Origin of the sequence: uncultured Chitinophaga sp., from assembly GCF_902168175.1 — a bacterium.
In the GTDB taxonomy this organism is placed as follows: Bacteria; Bacteroidota; Bacteroidia; order Chitinophagales; family Chitinophagaceae; genus Chitinophaga.
In genome coordinates, this window is the sequence record NZ_CABHOU010000013.1 from 1 (window position 1) to 12,742 (window position 12,742).

The following is a 12,742-nucleotide window of genomic DNA, read 5'->3' on the forward strand; positions in this document are numbered from 1 at the left end:
GATCCTAAACGTACGAATATCATTACCTGGGTAAAAGATAACCTGGAGCAGCATAAACCAATAAAGGTTGTTGATGATCAATGGCGTACGCCCACGCTTGTGCACGATCTGGCAATTGGCTGTAAACTGATCGTGGATAAGCAGGCTACCGGATTGTTTCACCTGTCTGGTGCCGATCTGCTTACGCCGTACGAGATGGCGCTGGCTGTGGCGCAGGAGTTTAATTTGGATGCTTCGCTGATAGAGCGGGTAGATGCAGCCACTTTCACACAACCGGCGAAGAGGCCCGCCCGTACAGGCTTTATCATCAACAAAGCGGTAAACGAACTGGGTTATGCACCGCGTAGTTTTAAAGACGGGATAGCAGTGGTGAAAGCACAATTGCCTCGCTAAATACTATTGCTGGCGGTGTATCCGATTCCCCCGCCCAATATTGTTACCGTCGCAGAAGGGAGTGACACAACGGGGGCTCAATAGTACTACCATCGCCTGTTCCATAAAAAAGGTCCGCCCCTAACGCTTCGGGGCGGACCTTTTACATATAAGAAGATGATTATTTCTTTTCCATGAACAGGATGCGCACACCTAATTTCTTAAACAGGGAATCCTTCACCGCTGCTGTATCCGACACCAGCGCTGTTACAGGTATCGCAAGCCTGTACTGTGTGGAATCCCTGGTGTACATCTCCGTTGTGGGGCGGCCCCAGTTGCGCTGGTTCTTTGCCATTTTTTCTGCATTCACCAACAGGTTGTAAGTCATATAAACCGCGTAATACTGCACGCTGTCGTTAGCCGGAATAACCGGCGCCACCAACTCCACTGCGGGTATTGAATCCTGCTTAACAGCCGGGGTATCGATCGGCGTAACTGCCGGACGGATAGACGTTTCGGGTGTAATTGACTCATTAGTAGCCCCGTGCTGTTGTTGTTGCCAGAAGTACCAGCCTGCACCGCCCAAAGCAACCAGTAACAGGGGGAAAACCACCCACCACCATTTGAAATTGCTGCCTTCGTCGGGCGAGGCGGACATATAATTCACCACCTGCTGGTTCACCATTTCAGTATTACCTACCGTTACTTTGGGCGCTACTTCCGGCCTCAGCACAGGCTGCAGGTCGAGGGGCGTCCAGGTGTCGGGCAATTCGTGCGGGGTAAATACCAGTTGGCCGTAAGGGTCTTTATGAAGGGTACCAATACCGGAGAGGGTGATGGTATTGCCTTCTGCCAGCGTTTGCTTGAACTGCTCTACATACTTTACCATCTTTAACCTTGCCACGCTCTCCACCAGGTTCTCTTTGTGAGATACCCACTGGGCGCAGGCCAGGTCGTTGTCCCATTTCTCCTCGAACAAAATCTGTTCGCGGGGCGGCACCAACTGTTGCTCCACCACGTTAAAATGCGCAGGGATGTGCTGTATCGTAAATGTTCCCACCTCCGGTACGCAGCAGGTTTGCTGTTTAAAAAGGACTTCTGTGATATAATTCTGTAGCATCCGCCAGCTTTAGTTTGGGTGCAAGTTTACGATTTAAAATTTGATCATCACACCGCCAACTACGTTCAGGCCGTAGGAGGCGTAGTTGTTCCAACGCTGGTACTTGCTGTTAAACAGGTTGTTAGCGTTAAACCACAGGTTGAAATTCTTACTGATATTGTAAGTAGCGCCGGCGTTCAGGTCGATGGCGGCTTTGGTCCTGCCAAAGTTCATGGTGTTGGGTTCCAGGTAGTAGCTGCGGCCCAATGCGAACAGGTCGGCGTTAATGTGCAGCTTTTTGAAGAAGCTGTACTGCCCGTACAGGTTATACTGGAACGGCACCATACCCCAGGCCTTCAGCTCAGTTTCCTGTTTATTATAACTCCACCAGTCGCCGCTAAGGCGTATCTGGAACTTCTCTTCCTGCATGTAACCAACTTCGGCGTGGAACTGGAATGCACGCAGTTCTTCCTCATTACGTAGGTCGAAGGTTTTACCATCCACATTGTCGTTTACGAACAGCGGCAGATTATGGAAGGTAACGGAAGCGAACTTGGTGTTATAGTTAAAGTGGCTGCCTAAAGTACCTTTAATACCGGTGTATTTCTCTTCTATCCTAGTGTTGAGGATCGAATCGGCATAACCACTGATGAACGGGTTTTTGTTCGCCAGGTTACGGTAGTTATTTTTATCGATATAAGATATCCAGCCACTGCTCAGTATCAGTTTTTTGCGGATCAGGTGCGATTCGTTCACGATATCGGGCAGCAGGTAAAACTTGTTTTTCTTGGTCCAGGTAGGGTTTAAGCCGGCATGCAGCATAAAACCTGGTTTAATCAATTCCAGCGCAGGGTGAATGGCCATTACGTTGTTATTGATCTGCTCATTGTTGTCTTCTTTAAAAGTCGAAAGGTCAAGAATACCTTCGGCCTTCAGGTAAAGGTCTTCGAACAACTGTTTGCGGATGGGCACTTTCAACTGGAAAGTGTTCTCCAGGCGCTCGAATGAATCGCCGAATACGATCAGTTTCGCATCTGGCTGAAACTGCCAGCCCCAGTTGTCCAGCGGCCTGTTTTTAAGTCCCAGTTGCGCTGTTACTTCATTGAAGGCCTGTTTAATATCACTCTTTTTAAAGTCGAGTACAGAGTGGTCGTAACCGTAGTAATGCACCTGGTTAAGACTGTATTTGATACCGCCGTTTATTTCGAAAAGCGGGGAGTAGTAAGTGCCGCTGGCCAGTACGTTCACCGAAGTATAGTCCTGGTTTTTGATCTCACCTTTAGAACCGGTGTAGCTGCCAAAGAGGCCAAAGCTCCACTTCTCGTTTCTGCCGCTGCCGAAACCTGCTTCTATTAAAGGCGTGCTAAGATTACCATAGCCCACTTTTACGTAATTGTTTTGCAGGGCTTTCAGCGAATCTTTACCCAGTGCCAGTGGTTTCAGGGGAACCGGTTGGTACATGAAGTAAAGATTGAGGGCAGGCACCTGGTAGGTCATCCTGGGGCGGCTGGTATCTACGCCGGGCAGGGAAGCGTTCAGGTTCAGCTTAGCCGCATCGCGCAGTTTAGGCTGGTAATTGGAAATGATGTTGATGGTTTCCTGTTTAAGCGAATCCTGTGCCTGTGCAGTAGACTGCAATGCCAGGGCAGCGCCCGAAACCAGTAATATATTGCGTAAGAGATGCATGCTAACGAATGATTTATGTTTCAATAATGTTCGCTTTCGCGGTCATTAAGATTATTTGATTTTAGATCCTGCTTTTTCTTCTGCCTCTGTTTTAGCCAGTTTTTCTTTGGCTTCGTTCTTCAGTTCATCAATCGGGCAGTTTTCGGCTATGCTCTGGAAGGTGGCTTTCGCGTTGAAATAGTCTTTCTGTTTCAGGTACACATCGCCTAACAGGATGTAAGTTTTAGCAGTCCAGTATTCGTAGCCGGGTGCATTTTTGATCAGGTCGAAACCGGCCTTTTCGGCTGCGGGCAAATCGTTTTTCAGCAGGTAGCTGTTAGCAATGCTGTAACGCGCTTCGGCACCAATTTCCGATTTGGTAAGGCCGCTTACGATTTTGTATTCGCTGATGGCATCGTCGTACCGGCTTCCTTCCTGGTGTGCTTTACCCAGGTAAAAGTGGGCAATGATCTGGTCGTCGGTGCTGATATTGGCGCTGCCGAGCAGGTTTTCGGCGAAGGTGGTTACCTCGCTCCAGTTCTTTAACTGGTAGTTACTACGCAGTAAACCGCGGGTGGCAGCCAGCGTGTTTTCTTTGCTGGTCGACAGGGATTGCAGTTGCTGATAGTATTCGCGTGCTTTGGTGTAGTTCTTTACCTGGTAGTAGTTGATGTAAGCCGCCTGTTGCGCCGCTCTTTCAGCGAACGGACTGTTACCCTTGGTGAGTACATATTCGTAACCAGGCAGCGCGTTGGTGTAGTCTTTATTAGTGTTCAGGCATTCAGCTTTGTAGAAGTTGGCCTGTAATACGAACTGGCCTTTAGGGAATTTTTGCAGATAAGATGTGAAGCCCGGTGCAGCACCTGCACAATCCCCTTTACTGAACCTCGATTCTGCAGCAGCAAAGCTGATAGAATCTTCTGCGGATACAGAAACCGTTTTACCGCTGGACCGCAGGAATGCAAGGTAATCGTCCGTTTTGCCCTGACCCACATAAATAGCCTGCAGGCTTTCCAGTGCTTCATTGGCTTCGGCGGAGTTCGGGTATTTCTGCACCACGTCCTTAAAATAGGTCATGGCGGTATTGTCGTTATCCATATTGTAATACGCGAGGCCGAGTTTCAGCAGGGCTTTAGGCGCATTGGGGCCGTTAGGCTGTTTGGACAGTACATTTTTAAGATAAGGAATAGCGTCGTTGAAACGTTCGTCGGCCAGGTAAGTATTCGCAATTTCCAGGTCGCCTTCGTTATTGAAAGTGGACGATGGATACTTGTTGGCGAGTTGTTTCAGCATAGCCACTTTGTCGTTGCTCTTACCCTGAATACCGAGGATGATGCTCTTCTGATAGGTGGCGTAGTCGGCACCCGGTTCGTTGTTCGCAATTACCCGGTCGTACAGAGCGGTAGCTTTCGGGAAGTCTTTGAGCATGTAATAACAATCGGCAGAACGCAGTGCTGCGTCGTTGGCAATACGTCCGGCATTAGGGCCTCCGCTGCGTTGTGCTGCTTCGAAATAAGGCAGTGCTTCGCTGTAGCTTTCTTTTTTAAGCAGGCTGTAACCGAGGTTGTAGCTGGCTGTTTGCGCATTTGCTTCTCCTGATGATGGGGGAGGGTTGGTAGCCAGGTAACCACGCAAACCAGCAATCGCTTTATCGGAATTGTTCTGGCGGAGCGCTATTTCTGCCTTCCAGAAGTTGGCCAGCTGGGTAATCTGCTGGTCGTAAGGGTTAGCAATCGCGATATCCAGTAAACGTTCTGCCTCGCCAAGCTGCTGGTCGTTTACCAGCTGGGTGGCACGGCCGTAAGCTACACGCTGGTAAGCTTTCAGTACCGTTGGGTTCTTTTCCGGCAGGTTCTCGATGATTGATAAAGCGTCCTGGTAGTTATTGGTGTTCATGAACACGCTCACCAGTATTTCCCTCGACTCTTTATTGTACTTAGATTGTGGGTATTGTTTGATGAAGTTGGTCAGCTCGGCGATCGCTACGTCCTGGTAGCCCAGTTCGTACGACAGTTTACCATAGTTAAAGCGGGATATTTCCTGCTGTACTGCGTTAGAGCTGTTGCGGGCGCAGAAGGCAAAGGCGTTACGTGCGTTCTGCTTCTGACCGGTGCGCAGGTAACAGTCACCCAGCAGGTACATAGAGTTCTGGCCGAGTGAATCTTTTTCGCTGCTCAGTTGTTTAAAGCCTGTAATAGCTTTATCGAGTTTGCCGGTTTGGTAATAGCTGTAAGAGAGCTGGTACACATCCTCTTTCCTTATTTCATCTGCATTATCCTGGAATTCTTCCAGATAAGGCAGCGCCTTGGTGTACTCCTGTTTCTCGAAGTAAGCCTGGCCAACCAGTTGTTTCAGTTCACCTTCGTAATACATGCCGCCTTTGGCAATTAATGGTTCGGCAAACTTAATCAGTTCATCTTTTTTATTCTGGAAGTAGTAAATCTCGGCAACATAGTAGGGTACCACTGCGCTGTACTTAGGTTCGTTCACCACCTTTTTAAAGCTGCTGAGCGCCTGATCGTACTGTTTGTTGTAGTAGGCAATGAAGCCGTAGTAATAGTTGGCCGGCAGGTAGTATTTGTTCTGCACGTCCTTAATAGAAGCGAAGAGCGGTAAGGCCTTTTTGAAGTCCTTTACGTTGAAGTAGCAGTAAGCCAGTTCAAACTTCGCATCGGCCACCTGTTCGTTTGTCAGGTTGTCGATACCAGCTTTCTCGTAATAAGGAATGGCCTCTTTTACTTTATTGATGTGGAAGTAATAGCGGGCCAGTTCGAAGCTCACCAGTTGCTCGCGCGGCGAGTTGTTAAACATTTCCAGGAAACGCAGGGCATACCTTTCGCCATCGGCCTGTCCTAAACGAAGGGCGCAGATGGTGTGGTAGTAATGTGCGTCGGTGTTCACGAGGGTACGGTTCGTTTCATGCCAGTAATCGATATGGTCGATCGTTTGCTTAAAAAGCTGCATGGAAACCGCATATTTCTCTTCGCGGAATAATTGTTGGGCGTGCTTGAATACCTTTTCTTCGTCCGTATAAATTTTCGTCTGCTGCGCTGTTGCGGTAGCGGGGCCTAAAAGGCTGCTGCCGGCAAATGTGATCAATAGTACGCTAAAGTGTCCTGGTAAAAAGAGCCTTGTTATGAATTGCTTCATGCTTTATTTGTTAATACCTTGTAATACTCGAATTAAAACGATCTGTTAACGAAAATATTTCGGATGCCTTTATCGGGTTATCCTGCATATCCACCGTCAACGCTTCTCTCTCGTCCTCTAAAGTGTGCAAATTTGGGGGTTTTCAAACAAAACAAATATAAAATTTATCATTTTGGCGTTGCCGGGAGGTTATCTACAGTGATGTGGATAACTCGGTTTTGCAGCAAAAACATTCAATTTCCTATCTTGCAGCCGTTATTAGCAAGAATCAAACCACAAACCGTTCTATGAAAAAACTTTTTTCTACCTCATTTACCGATAATGCGGTCCATTTTTCCATGCTTGGGCTTCGACTGGCATTGGGTATTTTTATGATCCTGAACCATGGCCTGCCTAAACTCATGAACTTTGCACATAAGGCACAAACGTTCAGTGATCCTTTAGGTGTGGGTCGGTCGGCTTCGCTGGGAATGGCCATTTTCGCGGAGGTATTTTGTTCTGTATTCCTGATATTGGGCCTGTTTACGCGGCTGGCGCTGATACCGCTGATCATTCTCGGTGCCGTGATCGTTTTTCAGATCCATTTGCATGACGGAGCCGGCAAACTGGAACTGCCGGTGTTTTACCTTGTAGGTTACCTGGTATTAATGTTTTGCGGTCCTGGCAGGGTATCTATCGATGGTTTGATAGGTAAGTAATTTTTAAAAGAAGAGGAGATGTTTACAAGCACCACACAGATTCGCGTACGATATGGCGAAACAGACCAGATGGGCTACCTGTATTACGGGAATTATGCTCTTTATTACGAAGTAGGCAGGGCGGAAGCGATCCGTCAGCTTGGCTTTACGTACCGCGAACTGGAAGAACAGGGCGTAATTATGCCGGTAGCGGAACTGAATGTCAAGTACCTGCGCCCGGCTTTGTACGACGACCTGATTACGGTGAAAACCACGCTGCGTGAACTCCCCGCTGCACATAAAATCCAGTTCCATTCTGAATTATTCAATGAAAAAGGCGAGTTGCTGAATGTAGGCGTTACCACATTGGTGTTCCTGCAGGCAGCTACCCGCCAGAAGGTGCCTTTGCCCGATCCTTTAAAGGAAAAGTTGTTGCCTTACTTCCAGGCTACTTAAGGCTATCCAGCACCTTCCACATTTTTTGCCGCATAGGGCCCGCTCCTCCGCTAAAGTTATTCACAATGAAGGCGAACACCAGGGGAGGGCCCTGTTTCGGTTTAATATACCCCGCATACGACCGCACATTACTGATATACCCATCTTTCATTTTAATGCCATTCGCCTCTGGTAAAGCTTCGTAGTAAGCCCCATACCAGCTTTGCTTTTGCGCATTATATAAAACCTTTGCCAGGGCGGTTGTAGTAATACGGTTGGCGGGGGATAAGCCGCTACCATCAATAATATTTACGGCCGCTTCGCTGATACCCAGTTGCTGGCAATATGTTTTCAACACGCTCACGCCGGCGGCGGTAGACACCTGTTCTTCTGACTGTAAAGCCAGTGTTTTCACGAAATGTTCGCCAAACAGGTTTATGCTTTTACGCAGGAACCAGTACACCAGCTTATCGAGTGTGGGAGAAAGGGTGGTGGAGATGGTGGTCAGCTTCTGTGGCAAGGCCTCTTTTGTTATTAGCTGCCGGCGAATGGTGGTGATACCTTTGGCGGCTTTGATATTGTCGGCTTCCAGGGCCTGTTGCAAGCGGTAAGCACATTCATAGGCCGCATCGGGTACGGCTGCGGAGATGGTAAAGTTCTTTTCATCGAGTCCGGCGGTGCCGCGTATATAACCCGTTTCGGCGTAGGGAGGCAGGTATACATAAGCCTGGTCGCCACTGCCTTTGGGGCCCGTTCGCAATTCATTAACCAATGTGAGGTAAGGCATAGCGGGTTTAGTGGAAGATAACATTGCCGGTTCACCTTGTACGCTGCCCGGTTGCAGCAGTATGTCGAACTGGTTCTCGCGCCAGGTAAGTCCCGATGGGCCGGCACCGTAATAGTTGCCCATATCCTGCCACACCCAGCCGTCGGGCATAGTTTGGGTATCGAAAATGCTATCGTCACCGATAATCTTACCGTTTATCTTTTTAATACCTGCCTTTTTTATCGCAGCCAGCCAGTTTTGCAATACGGCTGTTTCGGTGGCCGACTGGTACCGCGCACTACCCAGTGAAGGATCGCCGCCACCTTTCACCACCAGGTTGCCCTGCAACACCCCCTGCGCATCAATCGTACCCTCATACGCCAGCCTGGTTTTGTATTGGTACTGGCTGCCCAATGTGTGCAGCGAAGCGGCTGCTGTAACTACTTTCAGGCAGGAGGCCGGGGCCAGCCCTATATTCTCATTCACCGACCATATCTTTTGCCCGTTCGTACCATTCAGCAGGTAAAAAGAGTAACTCGCATACTGCATTTGCGGGTCTTTTACCAAAATGGTGAGTGCATCCTGCAGCTTCTTCTCCGTCGATTGTGCCATTACGCCCTGTACAGCCATGCAGCAGACCACCAGCATAGAAAGTTTTCTCATACGCTTAAATTAATTTGATTATTGATCACGGCAAACTTTTTGCCTGTAAATTTGTCTTTCAACGTTTAAAGAAACCACCGCGTGGAGAAAATACTTGCAAGTCTCATCACCATTGGCGATGAGCTTTTAATCGGACAAACCATCGACACCAATTCTGCCTGGATAGCGCAGCAATTGAATAACATTGGTGTATGGGTACACCGCCGTGTAGCCGTAGGTGATAACAAAAAAGACATTGTACAGGCGCTCGACGAAGAAAGCCGCGATTCACATATTATTCTCATTACTGGCGGACTGGGTCCCACGGCCGACGATATTACCAAGCCGGTACTGATGGACTACTTCGGCGGTCAGCTCATTGTACACGAAGAAACCCTGCACGCAGTCATGGGCTTTTTCGAAAGCCGCGGCCTGCCTGTATTGCAGCGCAACGTTGATCAGGCACGTGTGCCCGACAGCTGCACAGTATTGTTTAACAAACGAGGCACCGCCCCCGGTATGCTGTTCCATAAAGACGGGAAGATTTATGTATCCATGCCCGGCGTGCCCCATGAAATGAAAGGCATTATGGAAGATCATGTGCTGGACATTATACGCGATCAGTTCCAAACACCGGCACTGCTGCATCAAACATTACTTACCTCCGGTATGGGCGAGTCGTTCGTGGCCGAAAGGATCAAAGACTTCGAAGCCGCTTTACCGTCTTCCATTAAACTGGCCTATCTGCCCAACTTTGGGCTATTGAAACTGCGGTTAACCGCTACAGGAAAAGATAAGATCAGTACTGCCGCCTTATTGTCCGAACACTTTCACCAGTTGAAAGCCATGTTGGAAGATATCGTGGTGGTAGATGAAGACATTGCTATCGAACAGGTACTGGGGCGAATATTAAAAGAGAAGAACAAGACCGTAGGTACGGCTGAAAGCTGTACGGGCGGCAATATATCACGTATGATTACCTGCGTGCCCGGCAGTTCCGTTTACTTCAAAGGCAGCGTGGTCAGTTATGCAAATGAGATAAAAACCACCCTGTTAGGCGTAAAAGAAAGCACCCTGCAAACGTTTGGAGCGGTGAGCGAGGAAACGGTAAAAGAAATGGTGACGGGTGGAATAAAAGCCCTGGGAACGGATTATATGGTAGCAGTTAGCGGCATTCTTGGTCCGGACGGCGGTACGCCCGAAAAACCTGTGGGAACAGTATGGATGGCGGCCGGCGATGCGAACGAGATCGTGACAATTAAACATCATTTCAGGTACGACAGGGCCAGGAATACAGATATGGCATCGGTTGCAGCCATAAACCTGCTGAGAAAGTTTATTACCCGTTAAGGGATTGACGTTGACATGACTAATTTCCCTATTTTTGCGACCACTTAAACACTAAATTCAAAATTATGGCTATAGTAGAATTGGTGATGCCCAAAATGGGAGAGAGTATCATGGAGGCCACTATACTTCGCTGGCATAAAAAGCCGGGCGATAAAGTGGGCGCCGATGAAACAGTGCTGGAGATTGCTACTGATAAAGTAGATAGCGAAGTGCCTTCTATTGCGGAAGGTGAAATTGCCGAAGTGCTGTTTAATGAAAATGATGTGGTACCGGTAGGTACTGTAATAGCCCGCATCAAAACCGCCGGAGATGATGCGCCTGCAGCCTCGCCTGCCACTGCGCCCGCTGCACAGCAGCCGGTTGCGGAAAAACAATTCCATGCACCTGCGCGTACGGAAGCGCCTGCAGCTACGGCCGCTCCTACGGGCGAACCAAGGTTCTATTCACCCCTGGTACTCACTATTGCCCAGCAGGAGGGTCTCAACTTTGCCGAACTGGAAAAGATCCCCGGCAGCGGTAACGATGGCAGGGTAACCAAAAAAGATATCCTCGAATATATATCCACCAGGAAATCGGCCCCGGCGCAAACAGCACCTGCGGCAGAAACACCGAGAGCTGCGCCTGTTGCCAAACAGGAGGAGTCCCCGGTAAGCAAACCGGCGACCACTAATTACAGCGGTAACGTGGAGATTATCGAAATGGACCGCATGCGTAAGCTGATAGCTGAACACATGGTGCGCAGCAAACAAACCAGCCCGCATGTAACCAGCTTTGCTGAAGTAGACGTAACTAATATCGTACGTTGGCGCGATAGCGTGAAAGACGGTTTCCAGAAAAGGGAAGGCGAAAAAATTACCTTTATGCCGCTTTTCATCGAAGCCATCGTAAGGTGTATCAAAAAGTACCCACTGGTGAACTGCTCTATCGACGGCGATAAGATCGTGGTAAAGAAAGACATTAACATAGGTATGGCCACCGCATTACCTTCCGGCAACCTGATCGTTCCGGTTATCCGTAACGCAGATATGCTAAACCTGGTAGGCCTTACCAAAAGCGTGAACCAACTGGCCAATGCCGCAAGAAACAACAAATTAAAACCGGAAGATACCCAGAACGGCACCTTCACTGTTACCAACGTTGGTACGTTCGGCAGCCTCACCGGCACACCGATCATTAACCAGCCGCAGGTAGCCATCCTGGCGGTAGGTGCCATCAAAAAGCGCCCGGTAGTAGTGGAAACCGAGCAGGGCGACTCTATCGCCATCCGCCACATGATGTACCTCTCTATGTCGTACGATCACCGCATTGTGGACGGCGGCCTCGGTGCTACTTTCCTCACTGCTGTAGCACAGGAAATGGAGCATTTCGATCCGGCCAGAGAATATTAATCAATAGCAGGCAAGCTAAAATAACGCAGGGGCGTAAAAGAGGTCTTCGGACCGCTTTTGCGCCCTTTGTGTTTTTACTTAGGGGAACAAGGCGGTAGTATAACCTGGGCTTCGTGAAAGGGTTGATAAAACATCATTCGGATAGCATGGTCCTGTAATGATATAGCAAAGGAAAAGGGAGTTACCTTAGGTTTGTACCCGGTACAACATGTTATTACAGCGAAAGCCCCCTAAGGATGCCTGATTATTCTATTGTATGCCCGCGTTAGCGGGCATCACCCTGACGGGGAGAGTGTTGTCGTTGAAGGGAGTGACACAACGGCGGCCAGATAGTACTACTGAAGCCGGCCCCCCAATCACTCACCTCTTTAAACGCGAAATGGTCCTATTAAAGGACCATTTCTATGGATCGAGTGTGTAACAATCAAATTTTGATTAATAACGGCGATCACGCGAGCCACCATAGCCGCCACCGCCACGGCTACCACCGCCGCCGCCACGGCTGCCACCACCGCCACCTGAACCAGGTTGCTTAGGACGCGCTTCGTTCACTGTCAGCTGTTTGCCTTCAACTTCACTGCCATTCAGAGTTTCCATTGCTTTGGAACCTTCTTCCTGGTTTGCCATTTCTACGAAACCAAAACCACGTGAGCGGCCAGTTTCGTGATCTTTGATGACTTTAGCTGAGGTTACCTGACCGAATTCGCTGAAGATCTGGTGAAGATCCTCATCGTTCAACCTATAGTGTAGGTTGGCTACGTAGATGTTCATGATAGAAAAATTAAAAAAATGAATTAATACTTCAATATAATAAATTTAAATGGAAGTTTTCTTTGCGCCAAATTAATTTGCAACCGATCATGCCCTTATTTCGCATTACCGGCTACTCTTCTCTCTGGTAGCGGCTTTGAAGGTAGCACTAATTTTTAACAAATTCAAAAGGGTGTATGAGTGTATCTTTATATTAATCTTTTTCGTAAATTCAGATTGGCTGTATTTTTTAAATCTGAATATTATGAAAAGTTTGAGTGAAACCTGGTTTGCAGATGGTTATATTGATTTTGAGCAGAAGAAATACACTCTGCTGGCCTATCTGCAGGAAATAAGCAAATATTTTAACGAGAACAAGCTATACCCGCAACTGGCGGACGTTGTGTTCCATTACAACAACCTGGTGGCGTTTAAGGAGAACAAAAAA

The 12,742-nt window shown here is 48.5% G+C and carries 10 protein-coding genes and 1 pseudogene; 6 read left to right on the forward strand and 5 right to left on the reverse strand.

The window, feature by feature from the left end:
• Nucleotides 1–393, forward strand: a 393-nt coding sequence (locus QZT80_RS01545) for a sugar nucleotide-binding protein (protein WP_295116915.1), incomplete at its 5' end; no start/stop codon positions are given.
• A gap of 160 nt (nucleotides 394–553) precedes the next feature.
• Here the strand turns inward: QZT80_RS01545 and QZT80_RS01550 are convergent.
• Genes QZT80_RS01550 through QZT80_RS01560 form a run of 3 tightly spaced genes read right to left on the reverse strand, consistent with a single transcriptional unit; the run spans nucleotide 554 to nucleotide 6,286 of the window.
• A complete protein-coding gene (locus QZT80_RS01550) occupies nucleotides 554–1,492 on the reverse strand; it encodes a hypothetical protein (RefSeq protein ID WP_295116917.1) in 939 nt (312 codons plus the stop codon).
• Nucleotides 1,493–1,525: 33 nt separating this feature from the next.
• Nucleotides 1,526–3,157 (reverse strand): hypothetical protein, encoded by a 1,632-nt coding sequence (locus QZT80_RS01555; RefSeq protein ID WP_295116919.1) that lies wholly within the window; start codon nucleotides 3,155–3,157, stop codon nucleotides 1,526–1,528.
• Between the two features lie 51 nt (nucleotides 3,158–3,208).
• On the reverse strand, nucleotides 3,209–6,286 hold the full coding sequence (locus tag QZT80_RS01560) for a tetratricopeptide repeat protein (protein ID WP_295116920.1): 3,078 nt from the start codon (nucleotides 6,284–6,286) through the stop codon (nucleotides 3,209–3,211).
• A 287-nt stretch (nucleotides 6,287–6,573) separates the two neighbouring features.
• On the opposite strand from QZT80_RS01560, the gene QZT80_RS01565 reads away from it, so the two are divergent.
• Nucleotides 6,574–6,984, forward strand: coding sequence for a DoxX family protein (locus QZT80_RS01565; RefSeq protein ID WP_295116922.1), 411 nt, complete (start codon nucleotides 6,574–6,576; stop codon nucleotides 6,982–6,984).
• Nucleotides 6,985–7,002: 18 nt separating this feature from the next.
• Complete coding sequence (locus tag QZT80_RS01570; RefSeq protein ID WP_295116924.1) at nucleotides 7,003–7,419, forward strand: thioesterase family protein; 417 nt, start codon at nucleotides 7,003–7,005, stop codon at nucleotides 7,417–7,419.
• On the opposite strand, the gene dacB is transcribed toward QZT80_RS01570, so the two are convergent.
• Nucleotides 7,412–8,827, reverse strand: coding sequence for a D-alanyl-D-alanine carboxypeptidase/D-alanyl-D-alanine-endopeptidase (gene dacB, locus QZT80_RS01575; RefSeq protein WP_295116926.1), 1,416 nt, complete (start codon nucleotides 8,825–8,827; stop codon nucleotides 7,412–7,414). The genes QZT80_RS01570 and dacB overlap by 8 nt on opposite strands.
• Before the next feature lie 81 nt (nucleotides 8,828–8,908).
• On the opposite strand from dacB, the gene QZT80_RS01580 reads away from it, so the two are divergent.
• Together QZT80_RS01580 and QZT80_RS01585 are read left to right on the forward strand one after the other, a co-directional pair.
• The gene (locus QZT80_RS01580) at nucleotides 8,909–10,156 is read left to right on the forward strand and encodes a CinA family nicotinamide mononucleotide deamidase-related protein (protein ID WP_295116927.1); all 1,248 of its coding nucleotides are present in this window, start codon (nucleotides 8,909–8,911) and stop codon (nucleotides 10,154–10,156) included.
• Nucleotides 10,157–10,221: 65 nt separating this feature from the next.
• The gene (locus QZT80_RS01585) at nucleotides 10,222–11,544 is read left to right on the forward strand and encodes a dihydrolipoamide acetyltransferase family protein (protein WP_295116929.1); all 1,323 of its coding nucleotides are present in this window, start codon (nucleotides 10,222–10,224) and stop codon (nucleotides 11,542–11,544) included.
• Nucleotides 11,545–11,979: 435 nt separating this feature from the next.
• On the opposite strand, the gene QZT80_RS01590 is transcribed toward QZT80_RS01585, so the two are convergent.
• Nucleotides 11,980–12,315, reverse strand: a complete 336-nt coding sequence (locus QZT80_RS01590) for an RNA-binding protein (protein ID WP_295116931.1) — start codon at nucleotides 12,313–12,315, stop codon at nucleotides 11,980–11,982.
• 244 nt (nucleotides 12,316–12,559) lie between these two features.
• On the opposite strand from QZT80_RS01590, the pseudogene QZT80_RS01595 reads away from it, so the two are divergent.
• Nucleotides 12,560–12,742, forward strand: a pseudogene (locus QZT80_RS01595) (hypothetical protein); the annotation flags it as partial.